The organism is Paenibacillus sp. FSL R5-0701, assembly GCF_037973995.1.
Taxonomy (GTDB): Bacteria; Bacillota; Bacilli; order Paenibacillales; family Paenibacillaceae; genus Paenibacillus.
On record NZ_CP150230.1, the window covers coordinates 1,154,992 to 1,180,499 of the forward strand.

21 protein-coding genes are annotated in these 25,508 nt (G+C 46.9%); 19 read left to right on the plus strand and 2 right to left on the minus strand.

Going from position 1 to position 25,508, the window contains the following annotated elements; genetic code table 11:
• The first annotated feature begins 40 nt into the window (after positions 1-40).
• From MKZ13_RS05220 to MKZ13_RS05255, 8 genes are all read left to right on the plus strand, one after another.
• A complete protein-coding gene (locus MKZ13_RS05220; RefSeq protein ID WP_036606313.1) occupies positions 41-754 on the plus strand; it encodes a response regulator transcription factor in 714 nt (237 codons plus the stop codon).
• Positions 751-2,217, plus strand: a complete 1,467-nt coding sequence (locus MKZ13_RS05225) for a HAMP domain-containing sensor histidine kinase (protein WP_339182393.1) — start codon at positions 751-753, stop codon at positions 2,215-2,217. The genes MKZ13_RS05220 and MKZ13_RS05225 overlap by 4 nt, the downstream gene beginning before the upstream one ends.
• Positions 2,214-3,377, plus strand: coding sequence for a hypothetical protein (locus MKZ13_RS05230; RefSeq protein ID WP_339182395.1), 1,164 nt, complete (start codon positions 2,214-2,216; stop codon positions 3,375-3,377). The genes MKZ13_RS05225 and MKZ13_RS05230 overlap by 4 nt, the downstream gene beginning before the upstream one ends.
• 219 nt (positions 3,378-3,596) lie before the next feature.
• Positions 3,597-4,280, plus strand: coding sequence for an ABC transporter ATP-binding protein (locus MKZ13_RS05235; RefSeq protein WP_221818935.1), 684 nt, complete (start codon positions 3,597-3,599; stop codon positions 4,278-4,280).
• Between the two features lie 18 nt (positions 4,281-4,298).
• Positions 4,299-5,669 carry an ABC transporter permease gene (locus MKZ13_RS05240; RefSeq protein WP_221818936.1) on the plus strand — a complete coding sequence of 457 codons (1,371 nt, stop codon included), beginning with the start codon at positions 4,299-4,301 and terminating at the stop codon, positions 5,667-5,669.
• A 28-nt stretch (positions 5,670-5,697) separates the two neighbouring features.
• Complete coding sequence (locus MKZ13_RS05245) at positions 5,698-6,774, plus strand: efflux RND transporter periplasmic adaptor subunit (RefSeq protein WP_339182398.1); 1,077 nt, start codon at positions 5,698-5,700, stop codon at positions 6,772-6,774.
• A gap of 570 nt (positions 6,775-7,344) precedes the next feature.
• On the plus strand, positions 7,345-9,789 hold the full coding sequence (locus MKZ13_RS05250; RefSeq protein WP_221818938.1) for a glycoside hydrolase family 6 protein: 2,445 nt from the start codon (positions 7,345-7,347) through the stop codon (positions 9,787-9,789).
• A 557-nt stretch (positions 9,790-10,346) separates the two neighbouring features.
• A complete protein-coding gene (locus tag MKZ13_RS05255; protein ID WP_221819300.1) occupies positions 10,347-12,683 on the plus strand; it encodes a rhamnogalacturonan lyase in 2,337 nt (778 codons plus the stop codon).
• A gap of 202 nt (positions 12,684-12,885) precedes the next feature.
• On the opposite strand, the gene MKZ13_RS05260 is transcribed toward MKZ13_RS05255, so the two are convergent.
• Positions 12,886-13,512 (minus strand): histidine phosphatase family protein, encoded by a 627-nt coding sequence (locus MKZ13_RS05260; RefSeq protein WP_221818939.1) that lies wholly within the window; start codon positions 13,510-13,512, stop codon positions 12,886-12,888.
• A 181-nt stretch (positions 13,513-13,693) separates the two neighbouring features.
• Between MKZ13_RS05260 and MKZ13_RS05265 the strand changes: the two genes are divergently transcribed.
• The 5 genes from MKZ13_RS05265 to MKZ13_RS05285 all read left to right on the plus strand — a co-directional run bounded on the left by MKZ13_RS05265 (position 13,694) and on the right by MKZ13_RS05285 (position 20,353).
• Positions 13,694-14,710, plus strand: a complete 1,017-nt coding sequence (locus tag MKZ13_RS05265) for a helix-turn-helix domain-containing protein (protein ID WP_221818940.1) — start codon at positions 13,694-13,696, stop codon at positions 14,708-14,710.
• 283 nt (positions 14,711-14,993) lie between these two features.
• Complete coding sequence (locus tag MKZ13_RS05270; protein WP_221818941.1) at positions 14,994-15,845, plus strand: PRD domain-containing protein; 852 nt, start codon at positions 14,994-14,996, stop codon at positions 15,843-15,845.
• A gap of 197 nt (positions 15,846-16,042) precedes the next feature.
• Positions 16,043-17,884: a beta-glucoside-specific PTS transporter subunit IIABC gene (locus tag MKZ13_RS05275; protein WP_221818942.1), complete on the plus strand. Its 1,842-nt coding sequence runs from the start codon at positions 16,043-16,045 to the stop codon at positions 17,882-17,884.
• Positions 17,885-17,911: 27 nt separating this feature from the next.
• A complete protein-coding gene (locus MKZ13_RS05280; protein ID WP_221818943.1) occupies positions 17,912-18,676 on the plus strand; it encodes a ChbG/HpnK family deacetylase in 765 nt (254 codons plus the stop codon).
• Positions 18,677-18,847: 171 nt separating this feature from the next.
• Positions 18,848-20,353 (plus strand): alpha-glucosidase/alpha-galactosidase, encoded by a 1,506-nt coding sequence (locus MKZ13_RS05285; RefSeq protein WP_339182404.1) that lies wholly within the window; start codon positions 18,848-18,850, stop codon positions 20,351-20,353.
• Positions 20,354-20,401: 48 nt separating this feature from the next.
• Here MKZ13_RS05285 and MKZ13_RS05290 read toward each other — a convergent pair whose 3' ends face one another.
• The gene (locus tag MKZ13_RS05290) at positions 20,402-20,992 is read right to left on the minus strand and encodes a hypothetical protein (RefSeq protein ID WP_339182406.1); all 591 of its coding nucleotides are present in this window, start codon (positions 20,990-20,992) and stop codon (positions 20,402-20,404) included.
• 89 nt (positions 20,993-21,081) lie between these two features.
• Between MKZ13_RS05290 and MKZ13_RS05295 the strand changes: the two genes are divergently transcribed.
• From MKZ13_RS05295 to MKZ13_RS05320, 6 genes are all read left to right on the plus strand, one after another.
• On the plus strand, positions 21,082-21,441 hold the full coding sequence (locus tag MKZ13_RS05295) for a PadR family transcriptional regulator (protein WP_047841826.1): 360 nt from the start codon (positions 21,082-21,084) through the stop codon (positions 21,439-21,441).
• Positions 21,438-22,133, plus strand: a complete 696-nt coding sequence (locus MKZ13_RS05300) for a permease prefix domain 1-containing protein (RefSeq protein ID WP_339182409.1) — start codon at positions 21,438-21,440, stop codon at positions 22,131-22,133. Before MKZ13_RS05295 ends, MKZ13_RS05300 begins: the two co-directional genes overlap by 4 nt.
• Positions 22,130-22,687: a DUF4825 domain-containing protein gene (locus MKZ13_RS05305; protein ID WP_339182411.1), complete on the plus strand. Its 558-nt coding sequence runs from the start codon at positions 22,130-22,132 to the stop codon at positions 22,685-22,687. Before MKZ13_RS05300 ends, MKZ13_RS05305 begins: the two co-directional genes overlap by 4 nt.
• 132 nt (positions 22,688-22,819) lie before the next feature.
• Positions 22,820-23,590, plus strand: coding sequence for an amino acid ABC transporter substrate-binding protein (locus MKZ13_RS05310; RefSeq protein WP_237176757.1), 771 nt, complete (start codon positions 22,820-22,822; stop codon positions 23,588-23,590).
• Positions 23,591-23,702: 112 nt separating this feature from the next.
• On the plus strand, positions 23,703-24,362 hold the full coding sequence (locus MKZ13_RS05315) for an amino acid ABC transporter permease (protein ID WP_221818950.1): 660 nt from the start codon (positions 23,703-23,705) through the stop codon (positions 24,360-24,362).
• A gap of 33 nt (positions 24,363-24,395) precedes the next feature.
• Positions 24,396-25,151 (plus strand): amino acid ABC transporter ATP-binding protein, encoded by a 756-nt coding sequence (locus MKZ13_RS05320; RefSeq protein ID WP_339182415.1) that lies wholly within the window; start codon positions 24,396-24,398, stop codon positions 25,149-25,151.
• Positions 25,152-25,508 lie beyond the last annotated feature (357 nt).

Consider the following 25,508-nt stretch of genomic DNA (forward strand, 5'->3'; position numbering starts at 1 on the left):
ATGAAGGAAATTCATAGAGCAGGGAGATTACGAAAGTATCATGAGACAAAAAGAGATTTTAATTATTGAGGACGAGGAGTCCATTCGCGATATTTTGTCCTATTCGTTACGTAAGGAAGGATTTGAGATCAAGGAAGCAGCTACGGGAAAAGAGGGCCTGGATCTGCTTCGGGATTCGAAGCCGGATCTGATCCTGCTGGATCTGATGCTGCCGGATATGAGCGGTTTTGATGTGTGCAGACAATTATCTGTGAACTCCAAGATACCTGTCATCATGATCACTGCGAAGTCGGACATGCTGGACAAGGTACTTGGCATGGAGCTTGGGGCGGATGATTATATCACGAAACCTTTTGATATCCGGGAGGTGGTTGCGCGCATTCGGGCGATTTTTCGCCGGATTGATCTCATCAGCGAGACACTGGAGAATCAGTCCTATGAGGTTGTAAGGCTAGGCAAGCATATTGAGATTCGCAAGGATGAACGGGAAGTGTGGAAAGACGGGGAACGGGCAGGACTTACGAACAAGGAATATGATCTGTTGTTATTTCTCGTGACCCATCATCGTAAGGTTCATACACGTTCTGAACTGCTGGACAAGGTATGGGGATTTGATTTTGCAGGGGATACCCGAACAGTGGACATTCATGTGCAACGGATTCGCAAGAAACTGGATAGTGGTGTGCAAGGCATTTCGATGATTGAAACGGTATTCGGTGTGGGGTACAAGCTGAATATTCAGGTACAGACATGAAGTGGACGATCCAGTTCAAAATGGTGGTGTTATTCTCTGTCATCGTCTTTATCGGATTCTCCGTTCTGCTGATTCTATCCAATAAGGTAGCTCAGGAGAATATGTACCGGGAAGTGCATGAGGATATGGTGCAATCCAAACGAAATCTGGACATCGCGCTGAATCAATACTTCCTGATCCATAACAAACGAATGAGCAGAGACTCGCTCGAAGCCGGAAGTCGCGAGCTCGCGGAGCAGATTGGATCAGCCGTTGGAGGGGAGATTACAGTATTTCGTCCTGATGCCTCGTCATACGGATCGGTGGGCAACGAGGTTAACGTGGCTAAGCAGTCTGACCATCCTGATATGGAAGAAGCCAAACACTCCCGAATCGCGTACACCACAGTTGTGGATAAAGGCCAGGTCACGGCCAGTCTGTCCTTCCCGCTCCAGATGGATCAACAATTGATTGGAATCGTACAGATGGAGAAGGATTATACGGATTTGTTCAAACGCAACCTTCGTTTTCAAAATACGATCAAGCTGTTCGCAGCGGTTATTTTTGTATTTTTATTTATCGCATCTATCTTTATTTCCCGGAAAATTACACAACCCATCCGTGTACTCACGAAACGTTCTGCCGAAGTGGCCCAAGGGAGTCTGAACGCAGACATCCAGATTACCACCAAGGATGAGATCGGTGAACTGGCTTCAAGCTTCACCGTCATGATTGATCGGATAAGGGAGCAGATTGATGTGATTGAGCGGGAGCGGGATGAAGTGAAACAAGTACAGGCGCGAAGCAAAGTCTTTTTTGACAATGTGACGCATGAATTAAAGACACCGCTCACGACGATTCTGGGATACGCCCAGATTTTGCGAGATAACGGATTCACCGATCAGGACTTTTTTGACAAAGGCATGAATTATATTATCAAGGAAAGCCAGCGTCTCAACACGATGGTTGCTGATATTCTGGAGGTGTCGGTCTCGTCTGCGGTCATTCAGGCGTACCGATTTGAACGTATAGATGTATCGGACATCATTCGTGAAGCTTGTGAGGACATGTCGATTAAGGCGGGCAAGTACAATATAGGCATCCATTATGAGCTGGAGGAACATCAGTATTTACAGGGAGATCGGGATAAGTTGAAGGAGGTCTTCCTTAACGTTCTGGATAACTCAATCAAGTACAGTGATGTGAATTCAATCATCGAGGTGCAATCTTTCCGGTTGGCTGATGTCATAGCTATCGTAATTCGTGATCAGGGAGAGGGTATTGGTGCTGAGGCACTTCAGCATGTATTTGAACCTTTTTACCAGGATAAAGAGATCAATAGGGCGGAGAAAGGCAGCGCGGGGCTCGGCTTGTCTATTGTGAAGAACATCGTTGAACGTCACGGAGGAACAGTGGAGATGAAGAGTATCATGCGTCAAGGGACACAAGTAAATATCAGTCTTCCGGGGGAAATGAACACATGAGACATCCCGGATTTTGGCGTAAAAACCGCGACAGATTGATGCTGTCAGGGCTGTTAATTGCATTTGTCAGCGGAATCTTCGGGATTGGCAGCCTGTTCAGTATCGCAAACCTCAAACCAAGAACCGTAATTTTGCCAGGTGAGCAATTCAATAGCCGTCTGGCGCCGCCACCGAGCAGCACAATTCAGATCGAGTCAGCTACCAAGATTCCAAATGACTTTCCGATCTTTGATTTTGAAGTGGTAGACCGGAACACGATTATATTAAATCAACTGGAATCTTCCTATTCCAGACTTCAGTTGTCTCTCCTGCATCTGGATGATAATGAAGTGAAGAGTATTGCGAGTAATACAGATTACGGTGTAGCGATCAGCCCGGATCACAAGAAGATCATATACTCCCAATACCGGGCGGGTCAGACGCTGAAGACGACGTATGAGTATGTGATTGAAAGCGGGGAACGTCGCAAGCTTCCGAACGACAACTCCTATTATAGAGTGTTTGTAGGGAACGAATCCTACATCGGTCAGGATGATCTCTTATTCAAACAAGTAGATCTGAGCCAGGGGACGAGTCAAGTCATCTACACATATGATGAGCTGATGGACATGTTCACAGGACCAAGACAAGGGAAAAGTTCGAATGATACGTTTATCGTGATGGATGTCTTGCAGGTTAGTGAAGACCTGAAACAGTTTTATATGCTGGTGATGCTAAAAGACAATTATGCCATCTATCGTGTATCGCTTGAGGACGAGCATGAAGTGATGGCATATGCTGCAATGGAAGACATTCAACAATTCAAGTTACTGAAAAGTGGTGACATGCTCATCCAGGGAACGATGAATAAGGTACAGGGGCTGTATCGGTATCGTGCAGCACAGGAGCAGTATGATCTGGTATTAAAAGGTTCCATCTGGAACTTCGAACTGGATGCAGAGGAATCGCGAATCGCATACTTTTACCCGATGGATAATCAGAATCAGAAGAATGAGTTGCATATTGCCTACCTGAATGACAGCAATCTTTCGTCGGATACGGTGATCTACCGCAATATTGATAACTTCATCAATCTGAAATGGAATGACGATGAGCTATTTGCAGTGGGCAGCACGATGGATAAAAGTGAGATGTACCGCTTTAGTTTTAGAGCCTGGTAAGCGGCAAAAGGTACAAGAATATTAGACCTTGGGTCTGGATGGAGCTGGCGATAGCTACTCTGCGGACAAGGTCTTTTTGTTTTGATATTTTACAAGTTGGATACAACTCCGGCCAGTCCGGATACATCTCGACCCTATAATAAAAGGGAATGTACGACGCGAATCTTTACATAACAACCTCTGTACATATTTAGTAAGTAGAAAGGAAGACATGTAGCAATGCTTCAAGTTGAACAGTTATCCCACTCGTTCCGCAATGGCCAGGGAACCGTGCCGGTTCTTCAAGATATCAACCTGACGATTGGAGAAGGCAAGATGGTGGCCCTGCTGGGCAGTTCGGGTTCAGGCAAGTCTACACTGCTTAATCTGATGGCGGGGCTGATGAAACCGGATCAGGGCAAGATTCTAATTGCTGGACAAGATATTGTACGTTTCAGTGAAAATCGCCTGGCGGAGTTCAGGCGCAATCATATCGGGTTTATTTTTCAATCCTATGAGCTGCTGTCCAATCTTACGATCCGGGAAAATGTAGAGTTACCCTTGGTGTTCATGGGTGTAAGCCCTTCGAAACGCAAAGCAAAAGCATTGAAGCTGTTGGAGCAGGTTGGACTGGGGGAAAAGGCAAGCTTATTCCCGTCCCAGTTGTCGGGCGGTCAACAACAACGTGTCAGTATTGCACGTTCGCTCATTACCGAACCTTCGGTGATCTTTGCAGATGAGCCGACGGGAAATTTGGATACCGAGACGGAGGAAGAGATCATTGCGATTTTGCAGCAGCTTAACCGGGATATGAATACAACCTTTGTGATTGTGACACATGAAGCAGAGGTCGCCGAGCAGATGCAGGTCGTTCTTACCCTGCAACATGGGATACTGGTCGAAGAAGCTGTAAGGAAAGTTTGAGGCAAAAGGAGAGGAAATGTGAGAATACGGGATGTAGCACGTATGGCCTGGGGACAGATCATTCGCAGAAAAATGGTCACTCTGTTGTGCATGATGGGGCTGTCCATCGGCTCTGCCGCCATGATCATTGCACTTAGTGTGGGGCAGTCCGTACAGACCTATAGCGAGAGAACATTAAACGACAATTACAAGATGGATGAGATTACGATTACGCCCAATGAAGGCATTCGTACAGGGAACGGCAAGGGGAGCGGTCAGACATCGAAGTTTGAACGGGGCGCGTTGACGTTGGAAAAGATCCAGATTATCCAAAGGCTCCCCCATGTGGTTGCCGTGGCTCCCATGTTAAAGCTGGATTCGCTGGAAATGGTGCTTCCAGATGGTCGCAGTACCTATGTTGAAGTCATTGGTACACAGCTCGAGACCCTGGGTGGGTTTGGATACAAGTATGCTGAGGGGCGTGGTGCGGAAGATGGTCGTATGGCGGTGACCAGTTATGGGACCGCATTCGGACTCGTAGACCCGAAAGTAACTCAGAAGTTATTCGAGCAGTTGAATGCTGATCCATACAACAATGCGCTTTTGGAAGAGTATATGGCGATTGCATCGAAGCAGGATCAGCTCGTCCAGCAGCATGTTCAATTTCGATATGAAGACTTTGTGAATGCAAGCAAAACCAGAATGAGCGGCTCCATACGTGTATCTGGAGAACTAATGAAACCCTCCAATATGGATGATATGACTGCTCAGGGTGACAAAAAAGTATATCTGCCACTCGATACAGCTCGTGCATTGCAGGATGAGCTTGGATTGCAACAGACAGACAATAGTTCGGCCAAACATCTTAACTCGGCCTTGGTCAAGGTAGAGGATAAACGCTATGTATCTCAGGTGGAAGAACAGATCCAAAAGCTAACGTTAAACACACAGAGCAATCTGTTCCAGGAGGAAGCGATGTCAGGTCAATTGGCGATGTACCAAAAAGCGGCATTGGGCATCGGTGGTTTTATCATGCTGCTGGCCTCATTATCCATTATTGTAGCAATGATTATGTCTACGCATCAACGGCGTAAGCAGATTGGTGTAATGAAGGTGCTGGGCGCAAATCTGTGGCAAATCCGCCAGATGTTTATTACGGAAGCAGCGATGCTTGGATTAATGGGCGGTGTGGCTGGTGTGGGGATTGCCTTTGCTGCCCTCGGCGGGGTGAACAGTCTGCTGGCGAGTCAGATGGCAGATCAGATGAATGGTCCGATGACCGTCGTTATTCAGCAGTCGGCTCTGCCACTGGGCATCGTTTTTGCTGTTCTGGTTGGCATTGTATCGGGTATATATCCGGCAATCAGCGCATCTCGGACCAATGCATTAACTGTGATCAAATCGATGTAATTTTATCAGCGAAAGGGAAATAGGGCACATGAAGAAATGGATTAAAATCATCATCACCGTTGTACTTTTGGCAGGTGCGGGGTACTGGTTATATGAAAAGTACAAGCCAAAACCGGAGGCACCTATAGAGATGCCACCCCCGATTACCTTTGATGTGACACAGGAAACGATGACGCAAACGATACAGGTGAAGGGGAAATCCGTATACACCGATCAGACGGATATCTTCGCTCCGTATGCTTCCAACATCAAGCAGTGGAACGTGAAAAGTGGTGAGCAGGTGAGCAAAGGCGATATCCTGTTCACCCTCGATACTTCCACGTTGCAAACAGAAGTTGAACAGTTGCAGAGTGATCTGGAGAAAGCCCAGCTGGAAAATAAGATGAATCAGGTTAGCTTGGATCAGGCGAATATGAGTGAGACGCTTGGCGTGACGGAAGAGGAGCGCAAGAAGGCATTTGCAGACCGGGAAGGCAAACGCCTGACGAATGAATTGAATCAAAAAGCATTGGTTCTCAAGGAGAAGGAGATACAGAAAAAGCAGGCAGTGATAAGTAAGTCTGTTGTATATGCTTCCGCTTCCGGTATATTTCAGATGAATGAAGAGGATAGCAAGACACGTGCGGTGACGGAAGGACAGCTGATCGGATCCATTACAAATATCAGCAAACTGAAATTTATGACGATCGTCGGTGAGGAAGAAATGTTCAGGCTCAAGGTGGGAATGCCGGTTAAGGTGCGAATGACAGCGCAGAAAGACCTGCAATTCACCGGGAAGGTGAGTAAGGTATCCAAATTCGCCCGCAAGAGTACCGATACGGACCTCAAGCAAGCTTCACAGTTTGACGTGGTCATTGATCTGAAGCCGGACGCCAGAATGTATGGAGGCGTGAGTCTGGAAGGCGATATCGAGACAATGCGGAAGGATAAAGTGACGGTAGTGTCCAGTCTCGCGATCATGCGGGATCAGACTGAGCCTTACGTACTGTTAGACAAAGGGAACGGACAGACCGAGCCGCTGACGATCCAGGCTGGAATGGAAACGGGGGACAAGACGGAAGTGGTTAGTGGGTTGAAACCGGGAGACATTGTCGTTTTACCGTAGACGTAGGAAACTATGAACAAGGCATTATATGTAATGACTAGCTAGACGAGCGGTCGATTCGACCTTGAAAAACACAAGGTTCATTGTGGCATATGGCCATGATGAGCCTTTACTGTGGTGAGGGGCAAGGGATGTTCAGATTCCTGCCTGGATTATGGAAAAAAATATAATTAAATTTATATAATTCAATTTACAGTAATATTTACATGTCGTATAATTAGAACATAAGGAGGTGACACCGAACATCATGTTTGTAGATGGATAGGCGAAGACCTTTTTTTTAACTGCTTGAAGAAAGCGCTTACCCGATTTAGGAATCAGACATCCCACAAGTCTTTTTTCACACTTCTTCATGTCTAACACACGTACAACCACACCCACCATATTATACTCATTCGCATGATTCGCCCTCACACACTATTTGTTTGCTCAAGATTCCAGTTATACAACCATTTCTTTTGGAGGTGATACAACCAACTCATCCGAACGTTCTCTTCGTGCGAAGCATCATAATGACACAGAGGATCAGACATGAGTACAACCCAATCTAACTAAAGGAAAGGTGGAACTATGAAGACTAAATTGAAAACCAAATCGAGAGGTAAGAAGATCCTGCGCAAAGGTGTAAAACAAATGCTTGCAGCAACGCTGCTCGCTGCGGGGATTTTCCCTGGACTGTCTCCAGGCTTGACTCAGGCCGCTGAAGCACATGTGGATAATCCATTTGTAGGGGCAACCGCTTATCTGAACGAGGATTATTCAGCTCTCGTGGATACATCCATTGCGATGACCAATGATGCATCGTTGAAGGCCAAGATGGAGACAGTCAAATCGTACCCAACCGCAGTATGGGTTGACCGGATTGCTGCAATCTATGGCGGGACGGACAACGCTGGTCGCAAAAGTGTAGAGCAACATCTGGATGCCGTTCTCGCTCAAAAGAAACCGGGTACGCCTATAACGGCTTCATTTGTTATCTATAACTTGCCTGGACGGGATTGTCATGCACTCGCATCGAATGGTGAACTTCCACTAACACAGGCAGCACTGCAGACATATAAAACAGATTATATTGATGTCATTGCAGATATCTTTGCAGATCCGAAGTATCAGGATATTCGTATTATTGCCGTCATTGAACCGGACAGTCTGCCTAACCTTGTGACCAACCTGAGTACACCAGCTTGTGGTCAAGCCAGCTCAACAGGTATCTATGAGGCGGGTGTGAAGTATGCATTGGACAAGCTGCACGCCATTCCGAATGTGTACAACTATCTGGATATCGGCCATTCCGGCTGGCTTGGATGGGATAACAACCGTTCTGCAGCAGTCGCGCTGTATACAAGTGTTGTGCAAGGGACAGCCGCGGGTCTGAGCAGTGCAGATGGCTTCATTACGAATACAGCGAACACCACACCGCTGGGGGAGCCGAACCTGTCTAACCCTGATCTCAATATCGGTGGACAACCGATTAAATCTGCCAAGTTTTATGAGTGGAATCCTTATTTTGACGAAACCGATTTCACCGCTGCGCTGTATGCCGATTTTGTACAAGCTGGCTGGCCAAGCAGTACAGGTTTCCTGATTGATACTAGCCGGAATGGCTGGGGCGGGGTAGACCGTCCAGCATCTGCTACGGGCAGCAACATCAACGATTATGTGAATACCGGACGTGTAGATCGCCGGGAGCATCGGGGGAACTGGTGTAATGCCAGTGGCGCAGGTATTGGTGAAGCACCTAAGGCTGCACCAGGACCAGCGCATCTGGATGCTTATGTATGGGTGAAACCTCCTGGTGAATCCGATGGCTCCAGCTCTGAAATTCCGAATAACGAAGGCAAAGGTTTCGACCGGATGTGTGATCCAACCTTCACAACGCGGGATGGTGTATTAACAGGTGCATTGCCTAATGCCCCAGTATCGGGCCACTGGTTCCATGATCAATTCGTGGCACTGGTGAAAAACGCATTCCCTGTACTGCCTGCCAGTAACGGTGGAGGCAACCCTCCGGGCGGAACAACAGCTCCGGCAGCACCAGCAGCATTGACGGCTTCTGGCGGTAATGCCCAGGTCTCCTTGACGTGGACTGCTTCCACAGGGGCTACAAGTTATAGTGTGAAGCGGGCACTGAGTGCATCAGGTCCATTCACAACAATTGCAGCTAATGTAAGTGGAACGTCTTACAGCAACACCGGCCTGATCAATGGTACAACCTATTATTATGTGGTAACAGCAACAAATGCAGTAGGTGAAAGTGTTAACTCTGCAACAGCAACAGCTACACCCGTTGCAGGTGTGACGGCGCCAGCAGCACCGACTGCTCTCACAGCAACCGCAGGCAATGCACAGGTGAGCCTGACGTGGACCGCTTCTACAGGTGCAACAAGTTATGATGTGAAACGCGCGCTGAGTGCATCAGGTCCGTTCACAACGATCGCCACGAATGTGAGTGGCACGTCCTACACCAACACTGCCCTGACGAACGGCACAACGTATCATTATGTGGTAAGTGCAGTGAATGCTGCAGGGCAAAGTGCCGATTCCGCTGTAGCTTCCGCGACACCTCAAAGTGTCGTTGTACCAACCAGTGATCTTGTCGTGCAATATCGTGCTGGAGATACCAATGCTCAAGATAGCCAGATCAAACCGTATTTCAACATCAAAAACCTGGGCAGTACTGCTGTGAATCTGAGTGATCTGAAGATCCGGTATTACTTCTCCAAAGAAGGCTCAGCTGCGATGGATTCTGCCATCGATTACGCTCAAGTTGGCGGAGCCAATATCCAGCGGACCTTCACAGATTCGTATGTGGAGCTGAGCTTCACATCTGGCGCTGGCAGCATTCAGGCTGGTGGACAGACTGGAGACATCCAGCTTCGCATGTACAAAACAGACTGGTCCAACTTGGACGAGACGAATGACTACTCCTTCGATCCAACGAAAACATCCTATCAGGATTGGAACAAGGTAACACTCTACCAAGGTGGAAACCTGGTATGGGGCATTGAGCCTTAAACTTTATTTGTAACTGTCTTAACCGCGATCCTCTGTGTGTTAGAGGATCGCGGTTTTTTGCTATGCATTACAAGAGTCATCTGGAAAAGGGATAGAAGAAAATCCGGAGATAACAGCGATCATAAGAACGATTCGTAACCGGAGCGGCTATCCCTCACAGTTGCAAGTACTTTTTTTCAAAATGTCTCCTATAAACACTGATTATTGATCGTTTTGGACGGATATTTGCCTAGGGTCTGGTAAGCAGGATGTCTATAATAGAACCCGATGGGCGAGATCACCTCGCTCGGATTGGAAAGAGAATGGAAGGGGGACCGTACTCTGGTAGTCGGGCAAGCTGATTTCTCTTTTTTAATTTTGTAAGCGTAATCATTGCGGGTTGAAACCTTCTTTCGAAGAAGGCCTCTATGAATTATCGAACGTCCAATCATTATCAATGTGTATATGCGTCACCTATTCTGTCTCAAGGAGCGTGAAGGTGGATGAACTCAGGAACAACAGCGCCGGTACATAAGGGATCGGTGTCAGGTCGACAATCAGGTCGCAGGAAGGCACGTATGCCACTTGCAGCCAAGGTGCTCTCTTCGGCACTCAGCGTAGCTTTGCTCATTGGAGGAACAGCTGGCGTTACGGGAGCGGAAGCTTCGAACGGTAATGGGGCGCCGGAGGCCAGCCTGCAATCACATAAGGGGGGCAGTCACGTGAAAGAGATTCAACTGGAATATCTGGATCGGGGTTTGGTGGCTGCATCGACATCTGAAGGTGTTTTTCTCAGTTGGAGATTGCTTGGTGATGAGGCCACAGGGTACAGCGACAACGGGCTGACAGGTACGGACTTCAACGTCTATCGTGATGGCAAAAAGATCGCTACCGTCACCGACAGCACCAACTATGTTGATGCCGCGGGTAAATCGTCTTCCCGTTATGAAGTGGCAGCGGTGAACAAGAAGGGCAAGGAAAGCAAACGCAGTGCATCCGTCAAACCTTGGGCGAACGGATATGTGGACATTCCACTGCAAAAACCGGCTGATGGCGTGACGCCAGCAGGAGAAGCCTATACGTATTCCGCCAATGACATGAGCGTGGGTGATGTGGATGGGGATGGCCAATATGAGTTTTTCGTCAAATGGGACCCTTCCAACGCCAAGGACGTATCGCAAAAAGGGTACACCGGTAAAACCTATATTGATGCTTACACCCTGGACGGACAATTGTTGTACCGGATCGACCTTGGGGTCAACATCCGTGCAGGTGCTCATTATACACAGATGCTCGTTTACGATTTTGACGGGGATGGCAAAGCCGAGATGATGTTTAAGACCGCTCCGGGCACAAAGATTATTAAATATAACAAAAAAGGAAAAGTAACCTCCGAGAAGTACATCACACTTCCCAAGCAGGATCGCAAGGCAGGGTACTCGAACGAAGATGATTATCGTTTAAGTGCGGATGGTTACTACGATCACGTGGTGGATATGTTCAAGAACTGGCATAAACATGATGAGGTTGTGAAGGGCAACTGGCCTGCGACATTGGAAGAGGCTTTTGGAATGGAGAAAAAGTATAACTACCCATTATCTCAGCAAGATGCCGAGAGCCTGGCCGACTACTTCATTGATGTGTATGCGGTAGAACGCAGTAACCGAAATGAGCTGCGCAAGTTTGAAGGTTTTATCGTGGATGGACCGGAGTATGTTACGGTATTTGAAGGAAAATCAGGCAAAGAGCTGGAGACCATTCCATATGAACCCGAGCGTCATGATGATGGTCTGATGTGGGGCGATTATGCCATGGCACGGATTGAACCGGGGAATCGAGTGGACCGTTTCCTGGCAGGAGTGGCCTATCTGGACGGCAAGAAACCGTCTGCAATCTTTGCACGCGGATACTATACACGTTCGACGATGGTTGCCTACAATTGGGACGGCAAGAAGCTGAAAAAGGAATGGAAAGTGGACAGCGGCTGGACGCCAATGAAGAACCCATTCAATGACGGACCGCATGGTGTGGATGGCACAGATCCGCAGTATGGCTCCATAACAACCCAGGGAGCGCACTATTTCAGTGTGGCGGATGTGGATGGAGACGGCAAACAGGAGATTATCTATGGCTCCGCTACGATTGATCATGACGGCAGCGTGCTGTACAGCTCCACAGACCTGATGCCTGCCGAGAGTGCTGCGCCGGGAACCATTGCCCGTCTGGGTCATGGGGACGCACTTCATGTGGCAGATATCGACCCGGATCGTCCGGGACTTGAGATTTTCATGGTTCACGAGGGCGGCCCGTGGGCGCCGTACGGCTATTCCCTGCGTGATGCGAAGACCGGAGAAGTGATCTACGGTGGATACACAGGGAAAGATACCGGTCGCGGCATGGTGGGGGATGTTGATCCGACTCGTCGTGGACTGGAGACATGGGCTGTAGGCTTGTGGACAGCTAAGGGTGAGAAAATCAGTGATCAGATGCCGGGAACGAATATGAATATCCGTTGGGCTGGTGATATGACGACACAGATCGTTGATGGTGCCATCGACGTCACACCTACAATCAAAGACTGGAATCGTGGCACGTTGCTGACGGCAACAGGCACATTGACCAACAATCACACCAAAGGTACACCTTCTCTCGTAGCTGATATCTTCGGGGATTGGCGGGAAGAGATGTTGGTGAGAACCACGGACAGTTCAGCGATTCGTATCTATCTGAGTACCGAGAAAACGGACCGCAAATTGTACACGCTGATGCATGATGCGATGTATCGTGTGGGCATTGCCGGACAGAACAGTGGATACAACCAGCCTTCCTATCCGTCCTTCTACATGGCATCGGATATTGACTGGTCCAAAGTAACGCTGCCTAAGTTTTACACGCCAGGTAAGGGTGGAAAGTAAGCAGACCGGATGAGCAATAGCAACATAACACATGTTCAAGATCAGGCTGTAACGTAAGGAAGCATCGTTAGTTTTGAGAGTTAGCATCGAAGCTTGGAAGCTCTGGAATCCCAATGTGTATAGCACATGGAGGTTTCAGAGCTTTCTTCACATTAGGATCTGCGAAACAGACCTTGGCGAGTTCCCAGCCACCCATGTTACGTCATTCTTTTACATCGTTGGAGTCTAAATGCTCGGTAGAAGCGAACGCTTTAATGGTGTAATTTCCTTGATCATAGATCAATGTGGTAATGGAGCACTCGGGGATCAATTGGTTCTGCATAGCTATAAAATTGGAATGCCAGACGTTAAGCTCGCCCTCGCTAAAGGTTTGCACCAGAAAATCAGTAATGAGTCCACCATGTGCAACCACAATAATGTTACTGTTCTCTGGCTCTTCATTAGCTAATGCGGTTAGGAGGGAGGCCAGACGTTCACCAGCCTGTTTGGCCGAGTCTCCCACGGCTGGAACGTAATCTGGATCAGACGTACATCGATCCCACATTGCAATGAATTCTTCGAATGACTGATCGGGGCAATCGCCCCAATTGGCACGTTCGCGCAGGCGAGGATCTTCGGTTATATGGGAATGGGTGTGGCGGGCAATCATATTTGCGGTTTCTTGGGCTCGTCGAAGTGGGCTGGTAAGGATTTTAGTAACGGGAAAGGTAGCTCTGGCAAAATGAAGTGCCGTGGCTTCGGCTTGTAAGACCCCTTCGGAAGTGAGGGAGACATCACCGATTCGTCGTTCTTTGAGACCATGTCTCACGAGATGATAGGTGGTACTCATGCGTGGAAACCTCCTTAAGTATAGATAATTTACACAGATAATTAGATGATATACTAATTATATATTTATCTAATTTAACAATGCAATAAAGCTTTTAACGAAGACAGTTTATATTCAACCTACGGAATTGTTACAATGGAGAAAATTGAGGATCGATCGTCGCAGGAATGGAGGCATGGACATGAGCATCAGAAAGCGTTGGACAGGAAGCCTGTACCAGGAGGCATTGCGAACAGAGGACTGCGGGCCGCGTTTCTACGCGTACTATTACAAGCAGTGGGACAACTATCGTATGTCCTATCACCATCATGATTCCACAGAGATCATGTATATTATTTCGGGAATGTGCCGGGTGGATGTGCAGATGTCGGATGGGAGTTCGGAGCAGACCGTTTTGAAAAAAGGGCAGTTCATTATGCTCGACGCAGGTGTCCCGCACCGTTTGCTGGTGGAAGATGGTGTCCCTTGCCGGATGCTCAATGTGGAGTTTGGTTTCTCCACCTCGTCTCCCGGACAGCTATCCATCCGCCAGCTTGCGCTGGAAGAGGAAGAAGTTCACACTCTACTCACTAATGCTTCGCCATATCTGGTACTGCCTGACCCGGAAGAGGTGTATCACATTATGAAAAGTCTGGTGTTGGAACTCGATCAGCGTGGTCTACTGGAGCAAGGAAGATCAACTGTGCCGATGAAGATCATTCCACCAGAGGAAAGGTTGTATCACCGCGAGGCGCGCAATCTCTCGTCCCCGGAACAGGGCATGCTGGTGCGTACGCTGTTTATCCAGTTGCTGGTCCGTGTTGCGCGTCTGCGCGGAGAAATGAGCCGGAGTGCGCCAGATCAGGCGGAGTTGTATGTCAAACGAACCATTGAATTCATGCATCACAATATGGATCGCAACATTCAGATGAAGGATATCGCGGCAGCCGTCAATCTGCATCCAGGTTATTTACATCGTATTTTTCGTCAGCACACGCAGCGCACACCTACCGACTACCTGACGATGCTTCGAATGGAAAAGGCCAAGATGTTGTTACAACAGTCCAATATTCCCATCTCCGAAATTTCAGACTATGTTGGTGTGGGGAGTCGGCAGTATTTTCATATGCTTTTCAAAAAGTATACGGGTAAGACACCTGTTCAATACAGGGGTTCCATGGAGCGAATAGAGTGGAGCTACCCGGAGGAATCGGAGTAGGCGCAACACCTGGGGCTGACAAGGCATGGTAGAAACTAAATGTTGAACTGAAAGGGTATTCATGATATCCTTTGTTCAGAAGTAACAGATTCGTCGATAATGTAGTGGTTAATCTCATATATTCAGGATTGTGACTGTTCGGCAGGCGATACCTAAATTGTTCGTAGTAGACATGAGTTGTACATGTTGCTGCTTCAATTTAGGTTTTTTTTATGGGAGATTTTTTTGAAGTTCTAATGGAATATTAATGGGATGAGCGTGTGATGAGTTGGGGGTGATGCAGATGAAGATCAGGAAAATCTTTAATAACAATGTGATTTTACTGACGGATGATAACGGGGACGAAATGATCGTGATGGGAAAAGGGATTGGGTATAACAAACATAACAGTGATGTGATTGATTTCTCGCAGGTAGAGAAAAAGTTTGTGGTTGAAAAAGCAACATCTGACAAACTGATGGGTCTGATTGGTGAGATTCCAACCGAACATCTGGAGTTATCGAATGAAATTATTGAATACGCCGAACAACAGCTTGCCCTCAAATTCAGTGATAACATCTACATCACCCTGACGGATCATATCAGTTTCGCGATAAGAAGGTTTCCAGAAGGCATTATTGTCAAGAATGCTTTGCTGTGGGAGATCAAAAAGTTCTATGCAGCCGAGTATGAAGTTGCCCTGAATGCGCTGAACATTATTGAACAGAAAACAGGTGTGAAACTGCCGGAGGATGAGGCAGGTTCCATTGCCCTACATTTTGTCAATGCACAGCAGCGAGGACAGGATATGAAACAAACCTATCAGATGACAAAGATTGTTAATGATTTGGCGAATATTGTGAAATATCATTTTGGAATTAAACTGGACGAAAGCTCGATTAATTATAGCCGTTTCCTCACACATCTGCGGTATTTTGCTTACAGAATTCTACATGATGAGTTGATTCCGGAAGAGAGAGATTCTTTGTATGATCATGTAAAGGACAAGTACCCCGAATCGTATGCGTGCGCCAGAAAGATTAGAAACTACCTGGAGATTAATTACGAGAAGAAAACAACGAATGAGGAAATGGTTTATTTCATGATCCACATTCACCGGGTCACGAACCGTGAGCAGGATCTGACGGAAGAATGAAGGAATACTGATACAACTATATATTAAGGGATTGTGACTGTTCGGCAGGCGAAACCTGAATTGAGGCTTGTGTATTGACTAAGGTCAGTAGACGAGCTTCAGTTCAGGTTTTTATTTTGCCATCGTAATATGTTATTCGAAATGATGGAGTCAAGACGTGAACTGTAGGAATTAAACAAATGTATGGGGGGAACAACATGGATCATCTCAAATTAGCACAAAACATTGTAGACCGCGTTGGAGGAAAGGATAACATTCAATCGCTGACTCACTGCGCTACCCGTTTAAGATTTGTCTTGAACGATAACCGAAAGGCTGATGCAGACATATTGGAAAACACAGCAGGCATCCTGAAGGTTGTTGAAAGCGGTGGGCAATTTCAGGTTGTTGTAGGTAATGATGTTTCCGAGGTGTACAAACATATCGTTGCCGAAGGGGAATTCGACGGAGCAGGGTCCGATGGAAGCTCAGAGAAAGAAAAAAGGAGCATCCGTTCAGCCATCTTTGGCCTGATATCGGGTAGTTTAACGCCATTAATCCCGGTATTTGCTGGAGCAGGGCTAGTTAAGGCTCTGTTAATTGTTCTTGAAAGAGCAGGCTGGATCGCTGTGGATAGTGGAACATACGCTATATTGGCTGCGGCGGGGAACTCGATCTTTTATTTCCTGCCGATTCTTCTCGGCATCACGATTGCCAAAGTTCTAAATGTGAATTCTTATGTGGCAGCGGCGATCGGGGCCGCATTGATGGAACCGAATTTTACGGCTTTGACAGCAGCAGGAAGCACCACTCATTTTCTCGGGATACCCGTATCGTTAATGAACTATGCTTCGTCGGTCTTTCCGATGTTTATCGCCGTTAGCATCTATGCGGTTTTGGAGAAGTTTTTGAAGAAAATCATGCACAAAAATGTGCAGCTGTTCGCAGTTCCATTCCTGTCACTCGTCATTATGGTACCACTAACAGCCATGTTGATTGGTCCATTCGGGCAATATGTGGGCCAATGGATTGGAAATATTGTTAATTTCCTGATTAACAGCAACTCTGTCATCGCAGGGACTATTCTTGGGGGTACCTGGTCTTTTCTCGTATTGCTTGGATTACACTGGGCGACGGTGCCTATTATTATGGGGAACCTAAGCGCTGGGGGAGATCTCATTGCACCCCTTGCGGCAACATCGGTAGCTGCTTCCATGGGTATCGGTCTCGGGGTATTCCTGAAAACAAAGGATAAAGATCTCAAGGCTTTAAGCGGCTCGTCTTTCCTTTCTGCAATTTTGTCAGGGGTTACTGAACCAATTCTGTACGGTATCATTCTGCGTTACCGCAAAACACTCATTTATCTGGTGGCCGCTGGAGCCATTGGCGGTGGTCTGATGGGTTATCTCGGCGTGAAGTTGGTTGTGTTCAATTTCTTCCTTAATGTGTTCACCCTGCCTGCTCAGAGTCCGATGTTGTATTACATTATTGGTGTATTGACTGCCATTGCGGGCGGAGCCTTGTGCGTGGTGCTGTTTGGCTACGAGAGTAAGAAAAATGATCGGGGGACTGAAGCTCCTGATGTACACACGAATGCAGCGATGGAAAGCTTGATTACCAGTCCGCTTGAAGGCACTGTTATTACACTTCGTGAAGTGGAGGATGTCGTGTTTTCCTCAGAGTCGATGGGTAAAGGCGTAGCGATCATTCCGTCCAAAGGTCAGCTGGTGTCCCCGGTAGACGGCGTTGTTTCTGTAACAATGAAAAGCGCACATGCCATTGCGGTTACTTCGGATGAAGGCGTCGAAATTCTCATGCATATCGGCATAGATACGGTGAGATTAAAAGGGAAGTATTTTACACAGAAAGTTCAGCAAGGTGACCGAATCCGTAAGGGGGAGGTACTGATTGAATTTGATCTGGATCAGATCCGGAACGAAGGCTTTAAACTGACGACTCCGATTGTTGTAACGAACTCTGATCAATTCCGCGTCATTACGCCGTTGCAGTCAGAAGGGACAGTTGCTGCAACAGACGAGCTGTTGTCTGTTCGATCATAAATGGATACAGAGAAGGGGAGGAGCAAAATGAAGCTGATTGTTAATGCAGATGATTATGGCATCACCATGAGAGTAAGCGAAGGCATCCTTCATGGGATGAAACAGGGTCTGATTACAGATACCTCGGCGTTGGTGAATTCGGTACATTTTGAGAAGAGTAGTGTCATGGCTCTTGAAGCAGGCATCACGGCTATGGGCGTTCATTTGAATCTGACATTCATGGCTCCGGTGCTGGAAGCATCAGCAGTTCAGAGTATCGTCGACAAGTCGGGTCGTTTCTATCGAAAACCTGGGCTTATTCCTGCATCCTATGATCCTGGGGAAGTGCGCACGGAGTTGAAGGCACAAATCGAGAAGTTTTTGGCTTCCGGATTGAAGTTAAATCATCTGGATACCCATCATGGGGTGAGTATTAAAGATACGCAAATTCTTGATTTGGTGATGGAACTGGCTCGGGAGTATAACGTTCCTATGAGAAGAGATGACCTCTTATCTGGCCAGTTTGAGGGGAAGCTGGCGGATGCAGGTATTCGGTCTACAGATAGGTTATGTGGTGATCCAGCTATGCCTTCTCTACAGGAATCATGGTTTCGCAGCGTGCTGGAGCAGTATAAGGATACAGAATATATCGTTGAAATTGCTGGACATCCAGGATATGCAGATGAAGAATTACGCAATATCTCATCTCTGGTAGATGAACGGGAGCACGATCTTGCTTTATTGATGAATCCAGCGTTGAAAGAATATGTGACAGAACAAGGTATTCAACTCATTAGCTACAGTCAGTTGTAGCAGAGGTACGGCTGTTTCATCGAGTCAGAAGATTAAGTTAGGATTTTTGACAACAAGATCATGAACAGGTCATGATTTTGATAACGCTTCCCTATTTGCGGTTGGTACAATGATTTCATGAAGAGAGTCATTAACCGAAGCGAAAGATTCGGATTAGGGGAGGACATAGGGATGTCGTTTAAAGTGGCGTTTATCGGGGCAGGAAGTATCGGATTTACACGGGGATTGTTAAGGGATTTGCTCACGGTACCAGAGTTTAACAACATTGAAATTGCGTTCTGCGATATTAACCAACACAATCTGGACATGGTGACTGAGCTGTGTCAGCGGGATATCCGTGAGAATGGATTGAATATTCAGATTCAGCCGACAACAGATCGGAAAGAAGCGTTAAAAGATGCGAAGTATGTACTGTGTACGATTCGTGTAGGGGGACTGGAAGCATTTGCAACCGATGTGGACATTCCACTGAAGTATGGGGTAGATCAATGTGTCGGCGATACGCTGTGTGCAGGCGGCATTATGTATGGACAACGCGGAATCGCCGAGATGCTGGACATCTGTAAAGATATTCGTGAACAGAGTGCACCCGACGTGCTGCTCTTGAACTATTCCAATCCGATGGCGATGTTGACTTGGGTATGCAACAAATATGGTGGTGTGCGGACGATTGGACTGTGTCATGGCGTACAGCATGGTCATCATCAGATTGCGGAAGCTTTTGGATTGAAAAAGAGTGAAGTGGATATTGTCTGTGCCGGCATCAACCATCAGACTTGGTATATTCAAGCGTCTCATGAGGGCAAAGACCTTACAGGTGATCTGCTCGAAGCCTTCGAGAAACATCCAGAGTACAGCCGCACTGAGAAAGTGCGGATCGATATGCTGCGCCGCTTCGGTTACTACAGCACAGAATCGAATGGTCACCTGAGTGAATATGTGCCGTGGTACCGCAAACGTCCGGAAGAGATTAACGAATGGATCGACCTGGGCAATTGGATCAACGGAGAGACAGGTGGTTATCTGCGGGTGTGTACAGAGGGGCGCAACTGGTTTGAGACTGATTTTCCTAACTGGATGAAGGATGAACCGATGCAATTCATTCCGGAAAAACGGGGCGAGGAGCACGGTTCGTATATTATCGAAGGTCTGGAGACGGGACGTGTCTATCGTGGACATTTCAATACCATTAATAATGGAGTAATCTCGAACCTGCCGGATGATGCGATTATTGAAGCACCGGGATATGTGGACCGCAACGGCATCTCCATGCCTCATGTAGGCGATCTGCCACTTGGTCCGGCTGCGGTATGTAATGTGAGTATTTCCGTGCAACGTCTTGCGGTTGAAGCAGCGGTGAACGGAGACGACAAATTACTTCGTCAGGCGTTCATGATGGACCCGCTCGTGGGTGCCGTGTGTAATCCGAAAGAGATCTGGCAGATGGTCGATGAGATGCTAGTTGCGCAGGCCCAGTGGTTGCCGCAGTATGGGGATGCGATTGTAGCTGCAGAAGCAAGACTTGCTGCTGGCGACCTTATTCCAACAAAGGAATATGAAGGTGCAGCACGTCTTAAGGTGAAAACCGTTGAAGAGATGCAACAGGATCGCGATGCTGCCAACAAAAACGCGGGTGAATCCGATAAAGGGAAAGATCGCGAGAAAGTGCAGCATTAGATAAAAATGTGTAAGGGCCTCTCCAAAATTGGAGGGGCCTGTTTATTTCTATTTTTTTTCGACACCACGGATAACAAAGGCAAAAGAGGTATCACCCAAGGAAACCTGCGAATTTTGAGAGGAAGTCCAGCGGGCAAAGGCTCCATAATAATGAGTACCTTTTTCCTGCGCTAACTGGAATGAACCTTCTCGCAAAGAGATGGGACGTGCCACTCCATTTACATATTCGACAAGAGTTAACTCGTCAGGTGGTACATTTGTACCCAGATGAATAGATATATTCTCGCCTACCAACACGGAGACAGGTACTTGACCTTCCAGCAGTTCCATATGACCTGCATAGTCTGCACACATACTTTCCCAGCAATAACTGCCCTGTATAGCAGGAATAGGAGTGCCACTTTCAGTCTGTATCACTGGTGTAGGCAGTTCCTGATTTTGTTTTAATTCCGTTTTGGCTTGATTTGCATTGGTTGTTGAGGGTGAGGCAGTTTTGTTTGTACCATGACTTGGAGTAGGATTACAGCCGGATAATATAAGCAAAGTTGAAAGAAATAACAATGTGGTCAATGTTCTTATCGTATTGAAGAATTTTATTTGCAAGAGAGGAATGTTGCTAGTGTTACTCTTGCGATGCATATTTACCATGTGATACATATTACCTTTACAGACATAGTAATGTGTCTTATAGTATACACAGGACGGAAGAAAGTCGGTGAAACTCGTAGATGGATGTGCAAGTGATTAACAGTGATCTGATTCGGGGCAATATTGACCCCATCATTCTGAGTGTACTTATACCCGCAGATAACTATGGTTACAGCATTATTAAGGAGATCTACCGTAAGAGCGGAGAGCAGTTTGAATTGAAGGAACCTACGCTTTATTCCAGTTTGAAGAGGCTGGAGAAGAGTGGATATGTGGAGTCCTACTGGGGGGAAGAGACGCAGGGAGGACGACGCAAATATTACCGAATTACAACGCAAGGCCTTGAAGCCTATAGAGAGCAGGTTCATGCTTGGCAAGCAGCCAAGGCACTGATTGATTGCATGATTGTCACTGGAGAAAAAGGAGATGAAGACCTATGAGATTGGAAGCTCGCATCACTCGTCATGTGAATCGTTTGTTCGCTCACGCACAAGATACATTAGACAATCGAGAATTAAAAGAAGAGATTCACAGCAATCTCGCTGCGCGGATTGACGATTATATCTCGCAGGGTATGAGTGAAGAGAAGGCGTTCCAGACCGCCATTCAGCATATCGCTGGTATGGATGAAGTGATGAGTGACCATCGAAGGGTACAACGTGTTCCTTACTGGACAGCGTTGTTGCAGTCTGCTCTGATTTATAGCCTCATAGCCTGGATCATTACCATTCCAATGAGAGTGCTGATGCAAGGCTCCGCCATAAACAATCTGCTTATGATCGTGAGTCTCATTGTTGGTGGCATGTATGTATTGTATCTGTTGATCAACAAGACGAACGATTCTGCAACTTCCGTGAAAACCACGGTTATTCGAATCCCTGCCTTAGTGCAGTGGAATCGCAGGATATGGTGGTTGTGGGCGGCATTAATACTCGTACTATGGGGAACGCAGGCAGCGTTGCGATTCGGAAGCAACATCTGGTTTAATCGACCCATTCAGGTGGATGGACCCTACCAGTTTGCTGTGATCGTCATTGCCTTTGCCATCCCGTTACTAAGCGTTATTATCCCTTTGGTAGTGCATCGGGCGTATCGGATCGTTAGTAAGTATGAAGTGAGTGATGCGTTATGAGAATTAGAAACATATGGATTATAACACTTGTTGTGTTGGGCATCATTGGCTTAGTGATTGTTGAAGGCTACGTTAATCCGAAGATCGAGGCGAAACAGGCTCGGTACGAGGAAGAGCAGCAGAATCCGCTGACACATGATTTTGCCGCTTTAGCCAAATATCGCAGTCCCTACATGGGTGATAATTCAAACCTTAGTCATCTGAATCAGGCTTTACCTTTACGTGAAAGATTGAATGGTTACCAACTGTACCCGGAGACGTTCACGGTCCAAGTGAATTATAGCTTGGATACGCGTGAGATGGATGCAGAGGAACTTGAGCGGATACTTGTATATAATGCGGTTGCGAACTTTGTTATGATTGATAATCTGGAGCAGATCGTCTACCAGTTTGAGAATACCAGCCATACCTTACGTCGTGAATCTGCCCAACAATGGACAGGTACGGAATTAAAGGAGCTTCAGAACCTGGAGCTATGGAATTCGACTGTACGCGAGAAGCTGGTAGAACCGGCACAAGTGAAAAAGGCTTTTTCACAGATTGTTGACAATTAAGCTGCATGAAATAGAAGGAAATAGGCAAGAGACTCGACTCTTCTCCCATGCTATGTTATTATAAATCTCTGATAACGTGGTAACGAACTAAAGCGTTTGGGTTTTGGTTATAGACATGGAGGGGTTCGAGAGATGAGAAAAAAAGCGATTCTACTATTATTCATTAGTATATGTGTATTGATTGTGGCTGGTTGTTCCAGTTCCGCAAGCAAAGACGATAACACGATTGTTGTAGGAATTGATGACAAGTTTGCTCCAATGGGCTTCCGGGACGAGCAAAATGAAATTGTTGGTTTTGATATTGATTACGCAAGAGCTGCAGCGGAGAAAATGGGTAAAGAAATCACATTCCAGCCAATCGACTGGTCTTCCAAAGAATCAGAGCTGAACAGTGGCCGGATCGATATGATCTGGAACGGGTACACCATTACGGATGAGCGTAAAGAGAAAGTGCTCTTCACGAAGCCGTATCTGGAAAACAGCCAAGTAGCTATTACCTTGGCAGACTCGCCAATCACAAAGCTGGATGAACTCGATGGCAAAAATGTGGGATTGCAGGCGCTGTCCTCCGCGGCAGATGCATTGGCAGCAAGTCCTCTGAAGGATAAAGTGAAAGCTTCCGAATTCAAGGATAACGTGCTTGCACTGACGGATCTGAAGACAAAACGTCTGGATGCGGTCATCATTGATGAAGTGGTAGCGAGATACTACATGTCCAAAGAAGAGGGAACATTCAAACTGCTGGATGAATCTCTTGCACCGGAACAATATGGCATTGGTATCAAAAAGGGAAATGAAGAGCTTCTGAATCAGCTACAAAAAGCGCTGGATGAGCTGAATGCAGACGGAACAGCGGCTAAAATCTCCGCCCAATGGTTGGGTGAAGATAAGGTTCTGAAATAGGCAGGTTACACACCTGATATATAGTTAGAAACAAAACGGACCCCGTATTCCATGCTGGAGCGATTTATGCCCCAGAGGAATGCGGGGTTAACAGATTAGAGGAGACGAAACAATGAGTTGGGATTATTTATCGACCATTTTAAAACCGATGCTAGAGGGTGCGCAGACCACCATTTTCATGTTCTTGCTAGCGATCGTGTTATCTGTACCGCTTGGATTTGCGGTCACGCTTGCGATGAGAAGCCAGATTAAACTGCTGGCGTGGATTGCCCATACGTATGTATACGTGATGCGAGGAACACCGCTACTGCTCCAAATTCTATTCTTCTGCTTCGGTTTACCGTTGCTTCCGGTGATTGGAGAGTATCTGGTGTTTGATCGTTTTGTTGCAGCGGGGATTGCGTTCATCCTGAACTATGCGGCGTACTTCGCTGAAATCTTCAGGGGCGGACTGCTTTCCATTGATAAGGGGCAACATGAAGCAGCCAAGGTCCTTGGATTAACGAAGTGGCAGACGATGACCAAAGTCATTATTCCTCAGATGATTCGTGTAGTATTGCCTGCAACGGCCAATGAGTCCATTACGCTCATCAAGGATACGGCTCTGCTCTATGCCGTGGCTGTGCCTGAGCTGTTGTATTACGCCCAAGCGGCGGTAAATCGCGACATAAAGCTGTTACCTTTCTTCGTGGCGGCGGTTATGTATCTGCTCATGACACTTGTACTCACCGTGCTGTTCAAGGCACTTGAGAAGCGGTTTTCATTTGAATAAATTAAATCTGATCAATCAAAGGACTGTCTGCATATGACACATATAATAGAAGTAAATCAGTTGAGAAAATCATTCGGCACACTTGATGTGCTGAAACAGGTATCCTTCAACGTGGAACCAGGCGAAGTAATTGCCGTGATCGGGCCTTCTGGTTCGGGGAAAAGTACGATGCTGCGCAGCCTGATTCATCTGGAGGATATTTCGGGCGGAACGATTCGCATTCAGGATCAGACGTTGGTCGATAATGGCCGTTACGCAGGTGCCGCGGATATTCGCAAGATTACGGATCGCATGGGCATGGTGTTTCAGCATTTTAACTTGTTCCCGCATCTGACCGTACAGGCTAATCTGGAACTCGCACCGAAGACTTTGAAAAAAGAAAGTTCAAGCGTCATCAGGCATCGCAGTCTTGAATTACTTGGAAAAGTAGGGCTGTCGGACAAGGCCGATGCCTATCCGGCCAATCTATCCGGTGGACAGAAACAGCGTGTAGCTATTGCCCGAGCACTCATGATGCAACCGGATATCCTCCTGTTTGATGAGCCAACGTCGGCACTCGATCCAGAGCTGACCGGGGAAGTGTTACGTGTAATCAAACAACTGGCGCAGGAAAATATGACGATGTTAATCGTCACGCATGAGATGGGCTTCGCCCGTGACGTTGCGGATCGTGTATTTTTCATGGATAACGGCGAGATCGCAGAGGCGGGGCCTCCAGAACAGATCTTCGGCAATCCAAAGCTTGCACGTACCCGGACGTTTTTGCAGCGGGTGGAAGTGGAGAGGTAGAAGAAACCTCAAATTATATGATGTGAAAGAACGCAATCCGTTGATTAATAAGGGATTGCGTTCTTTTTTGAAATAATGGCTTATGTCCACAGGTATATGTTCCAGATCATCAATACAAGGGTCAACACGATATAAGTTACTACATTCCAACGTGTTCGCATTCGATAAGTGGTGTAACTCATGATTCCAAACAAAACAATACTAAAACATAATACAGCTACATTATTTCGATATAGAGCAATAGGTAGAAGCATCACAATCATAAGTATGTTCATTACTTTATCGATTTTCATCGTAGTGATCCCCCAAAGATATTCAGAAAAGTATTACGACTATAATAATATCTATATGTTAGAG

What these genes read in the sequence shown, in the direction of transcription:
- MKZ13_RS05220 (WP_036606313.1), top strand. Translation starts at nt 41, where the DNA reads ATGAGACAAAAAGAGATTTTAATTATTGAGGACGAGGAGTCCATTCGC.
- MKZ13_RS05225 (WP_339182393.1), top strand. Translation starts at nt 751, where the DNA reads ATGAAGTGGACGATCCAGTTCAAAATGGTGGTGTTATTCTCTGTCATC.
- MKZ13_RS05315 (WP_221818950.1), top strand. Translation starts at nt 23,703, where the DNA reads ATGAGTTGGGATTATTTATCGACCATTTTAAAACCGATGCTAGAGGGT.
- MKZ13_RS05235 (WP_221818935.1), top strand. Translation starts at nt 3,597, where the DNA reads ATGCTTCAAGTTGAACAGTTATCCCACTCGTTCCGCAATGGCCAGGGA.
- MKZ13_RS05290 (WP_339182406.1), bottom strand. Translation starts at nt 20,992, where the DNA reads ATGCATCGCAAGAGTAACACTAGCAACATTCCTCTCTTGCAAATAAAA.
- MKZ13_RS05285 (WP_339182404.1), top strand. Translation starts at nt 18,848, where the DNA reads ATGTCGTTTAAAGTGGCGTTTATCGGGGCAGGAAGTATCGGATTTACA.
- MKZ13_RS05305 (WP_339182411.1), top strand. Translation starts at nt 22,130, where the DNA reads ATGAGAATTAGAAACATATGGATTATAACACTTGTTGTGTTGGGCATC.
- MKZ13_RS05300 (WP_339182409.1), top strand. Translation starts at nt 21,438, where the DNA reads ATGAGATTGGAAGCTCGCATCACTCGTCATGTGAATCGTTTGTTCGCT.
- MKZ13_RS05265 (WP_221818940.1), top strand. Translation starts at nt 13,694, where the DNA reads ATGAGCATCAGAAAGCGTTGGACAGGAAGCCTGTACCAGGAGGCATTG.
- MKZ13_RS05250 (WP_221818938.1), top strand. Translation starts at nt 7,345, where the DNA reads ATGAAGACTAAATTGAAAACCAAATCGAGAGGTAAGAAGATCCTGCGC.
- MKZ13_RS05320 (WP_339182415.1), top strand. Translation starts at nt 24,396, where the DNA reads ATGACACATATAATAGAAGTAAATCAGTTGAGAAAATCATTCGGCACA.
- MKZ13_RS05230 (WP_339182395.1), top strand. Translation starts at nt 2,214, where the DNA reads ATGAGACATCCCGGATTTTGGCGTAAAAACCGCGACAGATTGATGCTG.
- MKZ13_RS05310 (WP_237176757.1), top strand. Translation starts at nt 22,820, where the DNA reads ATGAGAAAAAAAGCGATTCTACTATTATTCATTAGTATATGTGTATTG.
- MKZ13_RS05260 (WP_221818939.1), bottom strand. Translation starts at nt 13,512, where the DNA reads ATGAGTACCACCTATCATCTCGTGAGACATGGTCTCAAAGAACGACGA.
- MKZ13_RS05275 (WP_221818942.1), top strand. Translation starts at nt 16,043, where the DNA reads ATGGATCATCTCAAATTAGCACAAAACATTGTAGACCGCGTTGGAGGA.
- MKZ13_RS05295 (WP_047841826.1), top strand. Translation starts at nt 21,082, where the DNA reads ATGGATGTGCAAGTGATTAACAGTGATCTGATTCGGGGCAATATTGAC.
- MKZ13_RS05270 (WP_221818941.1), top strand. Translation starts at nt 14,994, where the DNA reads ATGAAGATCAGGAAAATCTTTAATAACAATGTGATTTTACTGACGGAT.
- MKZ13_RS05255 (WP_221819300.1), top strand. Translation starts at nt 10,347, where the DNA reads ATGCCACTTGCAGCCAAGGTGCTCTCTTCGGCACTCAGCGTAGCTTTG.
- MKZ13_RS05280 (WP_221818943.1), top strand. Translation starts at nt 17,912, where the DNA reads ATGAAGCTGATTGTTAATGCAGATGATTATGGCATCACCATGAGAGTA.
- MKZ13_RS05245 (WP_339182398.1), top strand. Translation starts at nt 5,698, where the DNA reads ATGAAGAAATGGATTAAAATCATCATCACCGTTGTACTTTTGGCAGGT.